Raw genomic sequence first — 13,852 nt, forward strand, 5'->3', positions numbered from 1 at the left:
TCGCGTCTGCTGTTATTGTTCGTCGAGTCGGCGTCTCTGACGTCGTGTGGTACGACGCCGCCATAGCTGGAAGATCCGGCCCCCTCAGCGGCCACGGACACCGATGCGCGCAGGAGGAATGGTGCTAACCGCGATCACTCGGGCCTTCCGTACCCCGGATCTGCGCAAGAAACTCCTGTTCACGTTGTTCATCATTTTGATCTTCCGGATCGGCTCGCAGCTGCCGACTCCGGGTGTGGACACGGGGGCGATCCGGGCAGCGGTGGATGGCGCCCGCGACGGCGACCAGGGCCAGCTCTACGGCCTGGTCGATCTGTTCAGTGGTGGAGCGCTGCTCAAGCTGTCGGTGTTCGCGCTCGGCATCATGCCGTACATCACCGCGAGCATCATCTTGCAACTTCTGACGGTGGTGATCCCGAGACTGGAGAACCTCAAGAAGGAGGGCCAGGCCGGCACCACCAAGATCACTCAGTACACCCGGTACCTGACCATCGGGTTGGCGATCCTGCAGGCGACCGGCATCGTGGCGATGGCCGCGACCGGCCGGCTGTTCCCGAACGCCTCCGACGTCCTCTACAAGACCGACCTGTTCACGATCATCACCATGGTCGTGGTGATGACGGCGGGCACGTCGGTGATCATGTGGCTGGGCGAGCTGATCACGGACCGGGGTGTCGGCAACGGCATGTCGATCCTGATCTTCACCCAGGTGGTCGCGGTCTTCCCGGCGCAGTTCTGGGCCATCTACAAGAGCAAGGGCACCTTCACCTTCGTCATCGTGATGCTGGTGGGTCTGGCCATCATGGCCGGTGTGGTGTTCGTCGAGCAGGCCCAGCGCCGGATCCCGGTGCAGTACGCCAAGCGCATGGTGGGCCGCCGGATGTACGGCGGCACGTCGACCTACATCCCGTTGAAGGTCAACCAGGCGGGCATCATCCCGGTGATCTTCGCCTCGTCGCTGCTGTACCTGCCGGTGCTGGCGACGCAGTTGTGGCCGGAGAACAAGTGGATGGTCAAGCTGCAGCCCTACCTGCAGCAGGACAACGCCTGGCACATGGCGGTCTTCTTCGCCTTCATCATCTTCTTCACGTACTTCTACGTTGCGATCACCTTCAACCCCACTGAAGTCGCCGACAACATGAAGAAGTATGGTGGGTTCATCCCAGGCATCCGTCCGGGCCGGCCCACCGCCGAGTACCTCGACTACGTGCTCACCCGGATCACCACGCCCGGCGCGCTCTACCTGGGGCTCGTCTCGTTGGTGCCGATGGTCGCGTTCGCCCTGATGCAGGCCGCGGACGACTTCCCGTTCGGCGGCACGAGCATCCTCATCGTCGTCGGCGTGGGACTGGATACCGTGAAGCAGATCGAAAGCCAACTCCAGCAGCGCAACTACGAGGGCTTCCTCCGGTAGTGCGTATCGTTCTCGTGGGCCCCCCGGGAGCGGGCAAGGGGACACAGGCCCAGTTCATCGCATCTCACCTGTCCATCCCGAAGATCTCGACAGGTGACATCTTCCGCGCCAACGTGAGCGGCGGCACCGAACTGGGCCGGCAGGCCAAGCAGTTCATGGACCGCGGTGACCTCGTCCCCGACGAGATCACCATCGCGATGGTGCGGGACCGGCTCGCCGAGGACGACGCTCAGGACGGTTTCCTGCTCGACGGCTTCCCGCGCAACGTGCCGCAGGCCCAGACCCTGAAGAAGATCCTCGACTCCGAGTGGGGCACCCGGCTGGACCTGGTGCTGGAGCTGGTGGTGGACGAGGACGAGGTGGTGCGGCGGCTGTCCGGCCGTCGCACCTGCGGGCAGTGCGGCCAGATCTGCCACGTCGACTGGGACGACAAGAAGGACGACCTCTGCGACGACTGCGGCGGCCGGCTCTTCCAGCGGGACGACGACAAGGAGGACGTCGTCCGGCACCGGCTCGAGGTCTACCAGGAACAGACGGCGCCGCTGGTGTCGTTCTATGCCGATGAGGGCATTCTGGTCGGCATCGACGCGACCGGTCCGGTCGAGGAGGTCACCGAGCGGGCGCTGGAGGCGATCCGCCGGTTCGACACGTGATCGGCCGTCCGTCGGTTCCGCGAGTGGCCGTTCGCCCGCGGAACCGATGAGAGGGGATGCACGTGTGGGGTAGGCGCAGGCGCGGTCCGGCGATTCAGATCAAGAGCCCGGACCAGGTCGAGCTGATGCGCGCCGCCGGGCTGCTGGTCGGGCGGACGCTGGAGCTGCTGCGAGAGTCCGTCAAGCCCGGTATCACCACCGCCGACCTCGACGCGATCGCCGAGGACCACATCCGTTCCCACGACGGGATCCCGTCGTTCAAGGGCTACCACGGCTTTCCCGCCACGATCTGCGCCTCGGTGAACGAGGAGATCGTGCACGGCATCCCCAGCCCGCGCAAGGTGCTGCGGGACGGTGACGTGATCTCCATCGACTGCGGCGCCATCGTCGAGGGCTGGCACGGCGACGCGGCGATCACCGTTCCGGTCGGCCCGATCTCCGCCGAGCAGCGGCGACTGCTGCAGGTGACCGAGGAGGCGCTGTGGCACGGCCTCGCGGCCGGGCGGGTCGGCGCCCGACTCACCGACATCTCCCATGCGATCGAGTCCTACGTCCGCTCTCAGGGCCGCTACGGCATCGTGGAGGGGTACGGCGGGCACGGCATCGGGACGCAGATGCACATGGACCCGTTGATCGCCAACCATGGAGCCCCCGGCCACGGCCCCGAGCTGGAGCCGGGCATGTGCTTCGCGGTCGAGCCGATGGTCAACCTCGGCACCAAGGCCACCCGTGAGCTGGACGACGGCTGGACGGTGGTCACCACCGACGGCCTGCACTCGGCGCACTTCGAGCACACGTTCGCGGTGACGGAGGACGGTCCCCGGGTGCTCACCGCGCTGGACGAGGGCCGGGAGCGGCTCGCCCGGCTCGGTGCCTCCTCCTAGGAGCGGGGGCGCGATGCCGCACGATCCCCAGATGAGGGCCTCGGACGCCGATCGCGACCGGGTCGCCGAGGAGCTGCGGGAGCACTGCGCCACCGGCCGCATCACCCTGGACGAGCTTCAGGAGCGGCTGGACGCCGTCTACGGCGCGAGGACGCACGGCGACCTCGACCGTGTCACCGCCGATCTTCCCGAGGCCGACCTGTACGAGCGGCCCGTTCCCGTTCGCCAGGGGTCGTCCGCGCCCGCGCCCCGCCGTCAGGGCCAGGAGGTGGCCACGGTGGCGTGGTCGGCGTGGGCGCTGGTGAGCGGGCTCAACCTGGCCATCTGGATGGTCCTGGGCGTCGCCGTCGAGTTCGTCTACCCGTGGTGGATCTGGGTGGCCGGGCCGTGGGGCGCGTATCTGCTGCTGGGCGCGCTGTTCGGCCGCCGGCGTTCTTAGTCGACCTGCATCAGCGGGCGATGACCCCCGGTCGGCACGAAGTGCGAGACCGCCGAGCGGTCCTCGCCGACGATGTGCACCGCGAACCCGGCGGACTCCCCGGTGTACGCGGCCTGCCCGGGCCGGCCGGTGTCGAGATAGATCTGCCGGTAGGTGCTGGGGCAGGTGATGGCGGTGACGCCACCGATGGAGCCCGCCGACGCCCGGTGCGCGTGCCCGCTGATGACCCGTACGACCTGCGGGTGGCGGGCCAGGACGGCGGCGAACGCGTCGGGCTCGCGCAGGCCCATCTCGTCGAGGAACCGCACGCCGACGCGGAACGGCGGATGGTGGGTGGCCACCACGGTGGGGAGGTCGGGCCCGGCGGTGAGGACGGCGTCCAGCCATGCCAGGCGGGCGCCGTCGAGCTCGCCGTGCGGGGCTCCGGGCACGGTGGTGTCGCAGCACACCAGCCTGACCCCGTTCACCTCGACGGCGTACTGGAACGGTGCCGCAGGGTCGTCCCCGGGGGCGTGGTCGGTGAACACCGAGCGCAGCGCGGCGCGGTCGTCGTGGTTGCCCGCCAGCGCGAAGACCGGCATCGCCAGCGGGGACAGCAGCGCGTGCAGCCGGGCGTACTCGGCGGGCAGCCCGTTGTCGGCGAGGTCGCCGGTGAGGACCAGGCAGTCGGGCCGTTCCGGGAGGGCCAGCACGGCGGAGACGGCGTCGCGGAGCGCGCGGGCCGGGCCGGAGCGGTCGTCCCCGCCGGGGGCGGCGACGGCGAGATGGATGTCGCTCAACTGCGCGATGATCGTCATTGATCCTCTTCCCTGGCACGGACGGCGGCCGCCGCCGTGCACGGAAGGTGATCTTGACAGATTCAGGCGACGTGCGACAGTACGGCCGTCAGCGCCGAGGTGACCTCCTCGGGGGCGGGCGCCACCTGCGGCACCACGTCGCGCAGCGCCAGCCAGCCGTTGATCGCCTGCGAGGTCGGGCCGGCCTCGCGCAACTGCGGGTCGACCACGCCGTACCAGCCGGCGACCTTGGACCAGCGCCACAGCCGGTGCCCGGAGCTGGTGGTCTCGGAGGCGGGGAAGTTGCCGGGGCCGCGGGTGCCCCGGATCGACAACCGGACCGACTCCAGCGTCCGACCCACCCGGTCGGCGATGTCCCGCATCGACAGCAGCGGGTCGGCCTCCACGGACAGGACCCGCAGCTCGGGGGCGTCCTCGGCCGGGCCCAGGCACTCCAGGTGCTCGATGACCTCCATGATCGCGGCCGACAGGGAGGACGCCTGCCAGCGGCACCCGGCCTGGCCGGGTTTCTCGTCCCCGCGCAGCTCCCGCACGAACCCCACCGTCACCCGTCCGAGGGTGCGCTGGAAGAGCGGATCGAGCTCGGCTTCCAGGAGCGGCCGGCTGAGGATCAGCTCGAAGTCGTAGTTCGGCATGCCGACCCTCCTCTGACGTCTCCTTACGGAAAGGTACAACGGTTGAGCGGGTAAGCTGGGGCGGGGAACCGTCCCGGTCGCCGAGATGACGCTGATTTCGCGTTCGGCCGCCGGTGACGTAGACTCCTATGTCGGTCCGTTGTCGCCTCGCCCGAGTTCTCGCCGTACCGGCAGGGTGTGGCCACCTCCCGCATGATCTCCGCGCACTCGGCGGAGCGTCGCCGGGGAAGGCGGGCCGGACCCAGACGATACCGAGCAGCGAAGCGCGGAGGACATGCCCAAGAAAGAAGGGGCCATCGAGATCGAGGGCACCGTCGTCGAGTCTCTCCCGAACGCCATGTTCCGGGTGAAGCTGGACAACGAGCACATGGTGCTGGCCCACATCAGCGGCAAGATGCGGATGCACTACATCCGGATCCTGCCCGACGACCGGGTCGTCGTGGAGTTGAGCCCCTACGACCTCACCCGCGGCCGGATCGTCTACCGCTACAAGTAACCAACGATCACTGAGGTTGCCTCTCTCCCAGGTGGCAATGGGGGAGCGACCCTGATCACTAGGAGACCACAGTGAAGGTCAAGCCGAGCGTCAAGAAGATCTGCGGCAAGTGCCGGGTGATCCGCCGTCACGGCCGGGTCATGGTCATCTGCCAGGACCCGCGGCACAAGCAGCGTCAAGGCTGACGCGAGAGCGCCACGTACACAGCGCATCGCAAACCTTCACACGGTCGCCGTACGGCCCTTTCGGTCGTACGGCACGGCTGTGTGTGGGGTACCCCCGGTCGGAGGCCGGGGCCGCCACCCGGGCAGGGGTGGGGAGGGCGATGCGTCAGACCTCCGCGACATGAAGGGAACTGCCCGACGATGGCACGCCTCGTTGGTGTCGACCTCCCGCGCGACAAGCGCCTGGAGGTCGCTCTGACCTACATCTTCGGCATCGGCCGGACCCGCGCACTGGAGACGCTGCGCGAGACCGGCATCAGCGGCGACCTGCGGGTGCACGAGATCGGCGACGACGAGCTGATCCGGCTGCGCGACTGGATCGACGGCAACTACAAGATCGAGGGCGACCTGCGCCGGGAGGTCCAGGCGGACATCCGGCGCAAGATCGAGATCGGTTGCTACCAGGGCATCCGGCACCGCCGGGGCCTTCCGGTGCACGGTCAGCGCACGCAGACCAACGCCCGCACCCGCAAGGGCAAGAAGAAGACCGTGGCCGGCAAGAAGAAGGCCGGCAAGAAGTAGTAGTCCGGACGGCGGCACGGTCGCCACGTCGGATCGATGACCTCACAGGAGTAGACAGAGCAGATGCCTCCCAGGAGCAAGGTCGGCGCCAAGAAGGTGCGCCGCAAGGAGAAGAAGAACGTCGCCCACGGGCACGCTCACATCAAGAGCACGTTCAACAACACGATCGTTTCGATCACCGACCCCAACGGCAACGTGATCGCGTGGGCCTCGTCCGGCCACGTCGGCTTCAAGGGCTCGCGCAAGTCCACGCCGTACGCCGCCCAGCAGGCCGCCGAGGCCGCCGCGCGGCGGGCGATGGAGCACGGCATGCGCAAGGTCGACGTCTTCGTCAAGGGCCCGGGCTCGGGCCGTGAGACGGCCATCCGTTCGCTTCAGGCGACGGGTCTCGAGGTCGGCTCCATCCAGGACGTCACGCCCGTTCCGCACAATGGATGCCGCCCGCCCAAGCGGCGTCGCGTCTGAGCCGGGGGAGAGAGACATGGCTCGTTACACCGGCGCGGACTGCAAGCTCTGCCGTCGCGAGAAGATGAAGCTGTTCCTCAAGGGGACCAAGTGCGAGGGGCCCAAGTGCCCCATCGAGATCCGGCCGTACCCGCCGGGTGAGCACGGTCGCGGTCGCCCCAAGGAGACCGAGTACCTGCTGCAGCTCCGCGAGAAGCAGAAGGCCCGCCGCATCTACGGCGTGCTGGAGCGGCAGTTCCACAACTACTACGTGCAGGCCAACAAGAAGACGGGCAAGACCGGCGACGTCCTGCTGCAGCTCCTGGAGCGGCGGCTGGACAACGTGGTCTACCGCGCGGGCTTCGCCAAGTCCCGCGACATGGCCCGTCAGTTGATCATGCACGGCCACTTCAGGGTGAACGGCCGCAAGGTCGACATCCCGTCGTTCCTCGTCAGCGAGAACGACATCATCGAGGTCAAGCAGACGTCGCTGGACCAGACGCCGTTCGTGGTCGCCAAGGCCGAGGCCGGCGAGCGTCCGGTCCCGGCGTGGCTCGAGGCCATCGTCGAGCCGACCATGCGGATCCTCGTGCACTCCCTCCCGGTCCGGCAGCAGATCGACACGCCGGTCCAGGAGCAGTTGATCGTCGAGCTCTACTCCAAGTAGCGGCTCGCGCCCCCGGACGGGGTCCGAGAGGCCCCGTCCGGGGTACGCATCATTTATCGACGACGTCATATAGCGGGCGTCGTGGACACCAAGGGAGCACATCATGCTCATCGCTCAACGTCCCACCCTCGCCGAGGAGCAGGTCGACGAGTTCCGGTCGCGGTTCACCATCGAGCCGCTGGAGCCGGGCTTCGGTTACACGATCGGCAACTCGCTGCGCCGCACGCTGCTGTCGTCCATCCCGGGCGCGGCGGTCACCAGCATCCGCATCGAGGGCGTGCTGCACGAGTTCTCCACCGTTCCGGGGGTGAAGGAGGACGTCACCGACATCATCCTGAACCTCAAGGAGCTGGTGGTCTCCTCCGAGCACGACGAGCCCGTGGTGATGTACCTGCGCAAGCAGGGCCCGGGCGAGGTCACCGCCGCCGACATCGCGCCGCCGGCCGGTGTCGAGGTGCACAACCCCGACCTGCACATCGCCACGCTGAACAACAAGGCCAAGCTGGAGATGGAGCTGACCGTCGAGCGCGGTCGCGGCTACGTCTCCGCCGCCCAGAACAAGCAGCCGGGCCAGGAGATCGGGCGCATCCCGATCGACTCGATCTACTCCCCGGTCCTCAAGGTCACCTACAAGGTCGAGGCCACCCGAGTCGAGCAGCGCACCGACTTCGACCGGCTGATCGTCGACGTGGAGACCAAGCACTCGATGCTGCCCCGCGACGCGGTGGCCAGCGCCGGCAAGACCCTCGTCGAGCTGTTCGGGCTGGCCCGTGAGCTCAACGTCGAGGCCGAGGGCATCGACATGGGCCCGTCGCCGACGGACGCCGCGCTGGCGGCCGATCTGGCGCTGCCCATCGAGGAGCTGAACCTCACGGTCCGCTCCTACAACTGCCTCAAGCGCGAGGGCATCCACTCGGTGGGCGAGCTGGTGGCCCGCAGCGAGCAGGACCTGCTCGACATAAGGAATTTCGGCGCCAAGAGCATCGAAGAGGTCAAGCAGAAGCTCAACGACATGGGCCTCTCGCTGAAGGACTCCCCGCCCGGATTCGACCCGACCGCCGCCGCCGACTCCTACGGGGACGACGACGCCGGCTACGCCGAGACCGAGCAGTACTAGCAGTCCACGGGCGCGGCCTTGTGGCCGCGCCCGTTCGGCGGTGCCGTTGCGATGCGGTGCCCGCCCGCCCTGGCCCGTCCATGCCGGACGGCCGGGGTGACATTCCCCTAAGGGCCACCGGTACCTGATACGGCCGGTGCAGGAAGGAACACGACATGCCGAAGCCCACCAAGGGCGCCCGCCTCGGCGGAGGGCCCGCGCACGAGCGGCTGATCCTGGCGAACCTCGCCACGGCGCTGTTCGAGCACGGCCGCATCACCACCACCGAGGCCAAGGCCCGGCGGGTCCGCCCGTACGCGGAGAAGCTGATCACCAAGGCCAAGAAGGGCGACCTGCACAACCGTCGCCTGGTGGCCGCGGTGATCCGCGACAAGGGCGTGGTGCACGCGCTGTTCACCGAGATCGCCCCGACGTTCGCGGAGCGGCCGGGCGGCTACACCCGGATCACCAAGATCGGTCCGCGTCGCGGCGACAACGCCCCGATGGCGGTCATCGAGCTGGTGACCGAGCCGCTGGGCGCGACCACGGTGACCGCGGCCGGCGCCGCCGAGACCAAGGCCCAGGGGGTGGAGGACCTCGACCTCGACGCCGCCAACGCCGAGATCGAGGAGTCGCGCGCCGAGTCCTCCGAGCAGGAGCCGACGGCCGTCGAGGACGCGCCCGAGGTGACCAAGGCCGACGACGACGTCAAGTAGGCGTCAACCGGCCGTATAAGGCAGACCGGGCCCGCCGTCCCTCCAGGGGCGGCGGGCCTCGTCGTTGTGGATCGGGTCCGACCCGCCGGATTTGCGGCGCGACGTCGGGCCCGTTGGTTTGGAACACTGGGCGCATGGACGGGGGACTATGACGGCGCTGGTGCGGCTGCGGCTCGACATCGGCTACGACGGCTCGGACTTCGCCGGCTGGGCCCGGCAGCCCGCGCAGCGGACGGTGCAGGGCGTCATCGAGGAGGCGCTCGGTCGCGTGCTGCGGCTCGACCCGCCGCCGGTGCTGACGGTGGCGGGCCGTACCGATGCGGGGGTGCACGCCCGAGGGCAGGTCGCGCACGTCGTGGTGCCGGTGGCCGCGTACGCGGCGGCGGGCAGCACGCTGCCGCGCCGCATGGCGGGTCTGTTGCCGCCGGACGTGCGGGTGTGGCGGGTGACGCCCGCCCCCGAGGGCTTCGACGCCAGGTTCTCCGCACTGTCGCGGCGGTACGTGTACCGGGTGTGCGACGACCCGGTGGGCGTCGATCCGCTGCGGCGGCGTGACGTGCTGTGGCATCCGCGTCCGCTGGACATCGACCGGATGAACGAGGCGGCCGTGCTGTTGTCCGGCGAGCACGACTTCGCCGCGTTCTGCCGCAAGCGGGAGGGCGCGACCACCATTCGGCGGCTGCTGCGGTACGAGTGGGCGCGGCAGGAGCCGAGGGTCGCGGCCGCGACGGTGGAGGCCGACGCGTTCTGTCACTCGATGGTGCGCGCCCTGGTGGGGGCGCTGCTGGTGGTGGGCGACGGCCGCCGGGACGTGGACTGGCCGGCCAAGGTGCTGGCCGCCCGGGTACGGGACTCGGCCGTGAACGTGGCGCCCGCGCACGGGCTGTCCCTGGAGGAGATCCGCTACCCCGACGACGAGGGGCTGGCACGCCGGGCGCAGGAGACCCGGCGGGTGCGGACGTTGAGCGTGGGCGACGCCTCGGGCTCGTGACCCGGGCGGGGCCCGTTCAGGGACGTCCGGTGGCGCGCCGGTCGATCGGGCGCAGGCCGTACCCGACGAACTGCTCGGCGACCTCCTTGAGGGTGTCGTCGCCCGGCTTGGGGATGGTGCCGTCGGCGTAGGTGGCGTAGGCGTACACGATGTAGCGTCCGCGCACCGTTCCGGCGGCGTGGCCGCCCGCGCGGTCGATGTCGGGCGACCGCTTGCCGGGCATGCCGCGGAACCACTCGTACCTCCCGGGCCTGCCGGCGCGGCTGGCGGCCAGCGCCGCCTGGTGGTTCGGCATGACGGCGACGCCGGCGGTGACGGCGATGGTCTTGGCCCGGTTGACGTAGGTGGCGCGGACGACGCTGCGGCACTTGCCGCGGTCGAGGGCGGTGATCATCGCGCCTCGGGCGGTGAGGCTGCACTGGTGGTTCACCGAGGACATGTCCTGGGCGTAGAAGCGCGCGCCCAGCCCCAGGTCCCTGGCGGGGAACACCTCGACGAGCGCCAGCGGGCGGGTGTCGGTCCGCTCGCTGTTGATGTCGACGGGGACGGGACCCGGCTTGCGGGCCGGGCGGGGGGAGGCGGCGGCGCGGTCGGTCGGTCGGTCGGCGGCACGCTCGTCGCCGCCGGAGGCGAGCCCGAACGCGGCCAGCACGGTGGCCGGGATCAGGATCACCAGCGCGATCATGCCGATCATGATCTGGTTGCGGCGGCGCAACGTGGCGTCGGTGTCGGGCGGGGCGGGGCCGGACATCGTCGGCCCCGGCATCGTCGGGCCCTGCGGCGGCATCGTCCGCGGCTGCTCGGAGCCCATCGGCGGGAACGGCGGGACGCCGTCGGGCTGGGTCTGGGAGACCACCAGGATGACGCCGTCCGGGGCCTGCTCGCCGTAGGCGGACGCGGCGGCGTGGGGGACGCCCTCGGGCTTGGGCGTCACGTACTCCGCCGGGGACACCCCGGGGGGCAGGACCGCGTCGGGCGTCAGCGCGCCCTCGGCGCCCTCGTCCTCATGGGCGTCGGCCTCGGCGGGAGGCGGCTGGGGGCGCTCGTGGGGCCCCGTGTACATAGGGATGCCGTCGGGGTCGGTGTCCGGGTAGGCGGGGAGCGGGAACTCCTGGATGGGCTCGGACGGAACGGCCCCTCGGGTGTCCACCCTGGGCACCCCCACGCCGGCCACCAGATGGCCGGGCCGGTCCGCGAGGTACGGAACGGGGGTCCGGAGGGGCTCGGGTGCCGGGATCTCCGCGTCGGCCTCTACCGGGTCCTGGACGTCGTCTTGGGGGAGCGGCTCCTCTTCGGGCTCGGCCTCGGGGGCCCGTTCTCCGTCGTCTTCCGGGGTGGCCGCCCACCAGGGCTTGTCGGGGCCGAAAAGCGGCACGGCGAAAGAGGGCGCCGCCTCCTCGGTCCCGGGCTCCACGGTCGGTTCGCCGGCGTGCCCGAAGCTGGGCGGGGCCGGCGTCGACGGTGTGCCGTCCGAGGTGGGGGACGCCGAGTCCACCGCGGACTCGGGGGTCTCCTCAGGTCCAGACATAGCCAAAGAGGGTATTCGTCACGATCAGCTCGTGAGGGGTTTGCCTTCGATTCCCCGGTAGTGCAGCGCTTTGTTCAGGTTGCTGCCGAGGATGACCTGCTGTTGGAACGATGAGACGGTCTTGTGATAGCGGGATGCGATGGCCTTCCCGTCGGGCCGCTGGACCCAGGTCATGATCAGGTAGTGCCCGCGCACGAACGACGTGCCCAGCGCGGCGCCCTTGCCGATCTTCTTGGTGACCCCGGTGCCGGCGAGCGGCTGGAGGTAGGCCTCCCGGCCCGCCCCGGCCTTGTCGGCGGCCCTGGCGGCGCTCTCGGTCTTGAGGTTCAGAACGCCCACGGTGCCGATGAGCTTGCCGTCGGCCCGGGCGAACGTGGCCCGCAGCGCCTGGACGCAGCCGCCCTTGGTCAGCGCCCGCTCCAGGGTGCCGCCACTGACGATCTTGGTGCAGCTCCGGTCGTGCTTCCAGGCCGTCCGCACGTACTTCAGTCCCTTGTCGGTGAACGAGCCGTTCCCGAACGCCTCCTTGAGGGTCAGCGGGTTCGGGTCGGTGGCGCGGCTCTTGAGCTTGGCGTTCAGCCGCGGGGGCGGGAGCCGCGTCGGCGTGGAACGCGGCGTCGGCGTCGGTGTGGCGGCGGCCTGGGGCTTGTCGGCGGAGTCGTCGCCGGTGAGCATCGAGGACGCCGCGAACCCGACCCCGACCAGCAGCGCGGCGGCGACCACACCGCCGCCGATCATCAGCGGCAGGTTGCGTCGCCGTCCTCGGGACGGCTCGCCGCCCGGGGGAGGCCCGAACGCGCCCTGATCGAACCGGTCGGGCGGCCCGAACCGCTCCGGCGGGGGCCCGAAGTGGGGGCCCGGCGCGCCGCCGTACCGGACCTCGGGATTCCCGGGGGCGCCGTGCGGCGGGTACGCCTCGGTCGGCGGCCGGTCGAAGCCTCCGCCCGCGCCGAAGGCGTCCTCGCCGTACTCCGGCCGGTCCGTCGCGCCCCCGTCGAGCGGGTCGAACGACTCGCCGGGACGCGCGGCGAAAGCGCCGGGCGGCGGAGCGAAGGGGGAGCCGTCCGATGTGGGCGGCTCCGAGGGATGGCCGCCGGATCTGTCGTGATCACCCGGGTAACCCATGACTTGGACCTTACCGTTCCATTTGCGTGGTTCTGGACCTCGTCAAGGCACCACGATGGCACGGAAGCGGCCGGCGCGAGGCCGGAATCCGCGGGTCAGCGGCCTGCGCGGGCTCATTCCCAGCCGAAGTTCTGCGTCCACCAGGGGCCGCCCGAGCCGGTCCGGACGCCGACGCCGACGCCGACGCCGAGGGCCTTCAGCCCGCAGTTGAGGATGTTCGCGCGATGACCGGGGCTGTCCATCCACGCTCGCATGACGGAGGCGGCCGTCGGCTGGCCCATGGCGATGTTCTCGGCCCCGGGGCTGGGGTAGCCGGTCCTCTTGATGCGGTCGGCGAACGTGTCCCCGTTCGGGGAGGTGTGGTCGAAGTAGCCCTTGGCCGCCATGTCGGCGGAGTGGTTCCGTGCCGAGGTCACCAGTCGTTGGTCGACGCGCAGCGCGGAGCATCCCGCCTTGGCCCGTTCGTCGTTGGTGAGCCGCACCACGGCGCCCTCCAGACCGGACGAGCCGGATGGCGGCCTCGTGCCGCCCCCGGAGCCGCCGTCCCCCGAGCCCGAACCCGACCCGCCGCCGTCACCGGACCCCGAGGGGCCGCTGGGAGAGGTGTCGGGCATGCGCAGCCGCTTGAGGGGCGGGGCGGGGTCCTCGGAGGGCCGCCGGGTGTTCGGGGCCGTCGTCCGTCCGGGTGCGAGGGGACCGGCGGTGCCCGCCCGCCGTCCGTCCTTGGAGCCGGGCTCGGCGTCCTCGGCGACACGGTCCCGTTGGGCCGACGCGGCGACTCCCGGGTCGGAGTCGTCGAATGCGGGCAGCACCAGGCGGTCTAGGCCGACGCCGGCGGCGATGGCGAGCGCGGCGCAGGTCAGGGTCGCGGTCGTGACGACGGCTCGCCGACCGGCGCTGCGGCGGGCCGGTCCGGGCGGGCCGGCGGATCCGGGGCGGAGGGAGGGCATCGGGGGTCTCCCGGGAGGCGGGGAACGATCGACCTCCGCACCATATCCCCACAATTCCGAAGAGTTCCGCAAAAGATTCGCAGCTCAGCGCCCCTTCGGATGAGTCGGGAGCGTTCCGGAGGGCCGGAGGTGCGGGGGTCCGGTCGTGACGAGTCGGGAGATGCGGCATACTGGAGGCTGGCCGGGAGACTGTTGCGTGACGGCTCGCTTTGACCCATGCCCGAGCGGGTGGGTATTCTGCCAGTTCGTTGCATCTACCGGTGTGCCCGAG

17 protein-coding genes are annotated in these 13,852 nt (G+C 70.4%); 12 read left to right on the forward strand and 5 right to left on the reverse strand.

All coding sequences use genetic code 11. The annotated features are described in order from the left end of the window. Positions 1-121: 121 nt before the first annotated feature. Genes secY through DFJ69_RS17810 form a run of 4 tightly spaced genes read left to right on the forward strand, consistent with a single transcriptional unit; the run spans position 122 to position 3,390 of the window. Positions 122-1,414, forward strand: a complete 1,293-nt coding sequence (gene secY, locus DFJ69_RS17795) for a preprotein translocase subunit SecY (RefSeq protein WP_116026706.1) — start codon at positions 122-124, stop codon at positions 1,412-1,414. Then, on the forward strand, positions 1,414-2,067 hold the full coding sequence (locus DFJ69_RS17800; RefSeq protein WP_116023637.1) for an adenylate kinase: 654 nt from the start codon (positions 1,414-1,416) through the stop codon (positions 2,065-2,067). Before secY ends, DFJ69_RS17800 begins: the two co-directional genes overlap by 1 nt. 56 nt (positions 2,068-2,123) lie before the next feature. Further along, positions 2,124-2,951, forward strand: a complete 828-nt coding sequence (gene map, locus DFJ69_RS17805; protein ID WP_116023638.1) for a type I methionyl aminopeptidase — start codon at positions 2,124-2,126, stop codon at positions 2,949-2,951. Positions 2,952-2,982: 31 nt separating this feature from the next. Further along, positions 2,983-3,390: a DUF1707 SHOCT-like domain-containing protein gene (locus DFJ69_RS17810; RefSeq protein ID WP_116026707.1), complete on the forward strand. Its 408-nt coding sequence runs from the start codon at positions 2,983-2,985 to the stop codon at positions 3,388-3,390. Here the strand turns inward: DFJ69_RS17810 and DFJ69_RS17815 are convergent. Both DFJ69_RS17815 and DFJ69_RS17820 read right to left on the reverse strand, forming a co-directional pair. Further along, a complete protein-coding gene (locus DFJ69_RS17815) occupies positions 3,387-4,187 on the reverse strand; it encodes a phosphodiesterase (protein WP_116023639.1) in 801 nt (266 codons plus the stop codon). The genes DFJ69_RS17810 and DFJ69_RS17815 overlap by 4 nt on opposite strands. Before the next feature lie 62 nt (positions 4,188-4,249). Then, entirely contained in the window at positions 4,250-4,822 is a 573-nt protein-coding gene (locus tag DFJ69_RS17820; protein WP_116023640.1) for a hypothetical protein, read from the reverse strand. A gap of 274 nt (positions 4,823-5,096) precedes the next feature. On the opposite strand from DFJ69_RS17820, the gene infA reads away from it, so the two are divergent. From infA to truA, 8 genes are all read left to right on the forward strand, one after another. Then, positions 5,097-5,318: a translation initiation factor IF-1 gene (gene infA / locus DFJ69_RS17825; RefSeq protein WP_116023641.1), complete on the forward strand. Its 222-nt coding sequence runs from the start codon at positions 5,097-5,099 to the stop codon at positions 5,316-5,318. Between the two features lie 71 nt (positions 5,319-5,389). After that, on the forward strand, positions 5,390-5,503 hold the full coding sequence (gene rpmJ, locus DFJ69_RS17830) for a 50S ribosomal protein L36 (protein ID WP_116023642.1): 114 nt from the start codon (positions 5,390-5,392) through the stop codon (positions 5,501-5,503). Positions 5,504-5,683: 180 nt separating this feature from the next. Next, positions 5,684-6,064 carry a 30S ribosomal protein S13 gene (gene rpsM, locus DFJ69_RS17835; protein ID WP_116023643.1) on the forward strand — a complete coding sequence of 127 codons (381 nt, stop codon included), beginning with the start codon at positions 5,684-5,686 and terminating at the stop codon, positions 6,062-6,064. Between the two features lie 63 nt (positions 6,065-6,127). Further along, positions 6,128-6,529, forward strand: coding sequence for a 30S ribosomal protein S11 (gene rpsK, locus DFJ69_RS17840; RefSeq protein ID WP_116023644.1), 402 nt, complete (start codon positions 6,128-6,130; stop codon positions 6,527-6,529). A 16-nt stretch (positions 6,530-6,545) separates the two neighbouring features. Further along, the gene (rpsD, locus tag DFJ69_RS17845) at positions 6,546-7,175 is read left to right on the forward strand and encodes a 30S ribosomal protein S4 (RefSeq protein ID WP_116023645.1); all 630 of its coding nucleotides are present in this window, start codon (positions 6,546-6,548) and stop codon (positions 7,173-7,175) included. A gap of 103 nt (positions 7,176-7,278) precedes the next feature. Further along, the gene (locus tag DFJ69_RS17850; protein WP_116023646.1) at positions 7,279-8,292 is read left to right on the forward strand and encodes a DNA-directed RNA polymerase subunit alpha; all 1,014 of its coding nucleotides are present in this window, start codon (positions 7,279-7,281) and stop codon (positions 8,290-8,292) included. 155 nt (positions 8,293-8,447) lie between these two features. Continuing rightward, entirely contained in the window at positions 8,448-8,987 is a 540-nt protein-coding gene (gene rplQ / locus DFJ69_RS17855; RefSeq protein WP_116023647.1) for a 50S ribosomal protein L17, read from the forward strand. Positions 8,988-9,135: 148 nt separating this feature from the next. Next, positions 9,136-9,978, forward strand: coding sequence for a tRNA pseudouridine(38-40) synthase TruA (gene truA / locus DFJ69_RS17860; RefSeq protein ID WP_116023648.1), 843 nt, complete (start codon positions 9,136-9,138; stop codon positions 9,976-9,978). 16 nt (positions 9,979-9,994) lie between these two features. Here the strand turns inward: truA and DFJ69_RS17865 are convergent, their stop codons facing one another. The 3 genes from DFJ69_RS17865 to DFJ69_RS34925 form a co-directional block, all read right to left on the reverse strand. Beyond that, positions 9,995-11,506: a hypothetical protein gene (locus DFJ69_RS17865; protein WP_147312353.1), complete on the reverse strand. Its 1,512-nt coding sequence runs from the start codon at positions 11,504-11,506 to the stop codon at positions 9,995-9,997. 24 nt (positions 11,507-11,530) lie between these two features. After that, positions 11,531-12,631 carry a hypothetical protein gene (locus DFJ69_RS17870; RefSeq protein ID WP_116023650.1) on the reverse strand — a complete coding sequence of 367 codons (1,101 nt, stop codon included), beginning with the start codon at positions 12,629-12,631 and terminating at the stop codon, positions 11,531-11,533. Positions 12,632-12,744: 113 nt separating this feature from the next. Continuing rightward, positions 12,745-13,581 (reverse strand): CAP domain-containing protein, encoded by an 837-nt coding sequence (locus DFJ69_RS34925; RefSeq protein ID WP_211328646.1) that lies wholly within the window; start codon positions 13,579-13,581, stop codon positions 12,745-12,747. Positions 13,582-13,852 lie beyond the last annotated feature (271 nt).

It is taken from the genome of Thermomonospora umbrina, from assembly GCF_003386555.1.
In the GTDB taxonomy this organism is placed as follows: Bacteria; Actinomycetota; Actinomycetes; order Streptosporangiales; family Streptosporangiaceae; genus Thermomonospora; species Thermomonospora umbrina.

What these genes read in the sequence shown, in the direction of transcription:
- map (WP_116023638.1), top strand. Translation starts at nt 2,124, where the DNA reads ATGCACGTGTGGGGTAGGCGCAGGCGCGGTCCGGCGATTCAGATCAAG.
- DFJ69_RS17810 (WP_116026707.1), top strand. Translation starts at nt 2,983, where the DNA reads ATGAGGGCCTCGGACGCCGATCGCGACCGGGTCGCCGAGGAGCTGCGG.
- DFJ69_RS17815 (WP_116023639.1), bottom strand. Translation starts at nt 4,187, where the DNA reads ATGACGATCATCGCGCAGTTGAGCGACATCCATCTCGCCGTCGCCGCC.
- DFJ69_RS17820 (WP_116023640.1), bottom strand. Translation starts at nt 4,822, where the DNA reads ATGCCGAACTACGACTTCGAGCTGATCCTCAGCCGGCCGCTCCTGGAA.
- infA (WP_116023641.1), top strand. Translation starts at nt 5,097, where the DNA reads ATGCCCAAGAAAGAAGGGGCCATCGAGATCGAGGGCACCGTCGTCGAG.
- rpsM (WP_116023643.1), top strand. Translation starts at nt 5,684, where the DNA reads ATGGCACGCCTCGTTGGTGTCGACCTCCCGCGCGACAAGCGCCTGGAG.
- rpsK (WP_116023644.1), top strand. Translation starts at nt 6,128, where the DNA reads ATGCCTCCCAGGAGCAAGGTCGGCGCCAAGAAGGTGCGCCGCAAGGAG.
- rpsD (WP_116023645.1), top strand. Translation starts at nt 6,546, where the DNA reads ATGGCTCGTTACACCGGCGCGGACTGCAAGCTCTGCCGTCGCGAGAAG.
- DFJ69_RS17850 (WP_116023646.1), top strand. Translation starts at nt 7,279, where the DNA reads ATGCTCATCGCTCAACGTCCCACCCTCGCCGAGGAGCAGGTCGACGAG.
- rplQ (WP_116023647.1), top strand. Translation starts at nt 8,448, where the DNA reads ATGCCGAAGCCCACCAAGGGCGCCCGCCTCGGCGGAGGGCCCGCGCAC.
- truA (WP_116023648.1), top strand. Translation starts at nt 9,136, where the DNA reads ATGACGGCGCTGGTGCGGCTGCGGCTCGACATCGGCTACGACGGCTCG.
- DFJ69_RS17865 (WP_147312353.1), bottom strand. Translation starts at nt 11,506, where the DNA reads ATGTCTGGACCTGAGGAGACCCCCGAGTCCGCGGTGGACTCGGCGTCC.
- DFJ69_RS17870 (WP_116023650.1), bottom strand. Translation starts at nt 12,631, where the DNA reads ATGGGTTACCCGGGTGATCACGACAGATCCGGCGGCCATCCCTCGGAG.
- DFJ69_RS34925 (WP_211328646.1), bottom strand. Translation starts at nt 13,581, where the DNA reads ATGCCCTCCCTCCGCCCCGGATCCGCCGGCCCGCCCGGACCGGCCCGC.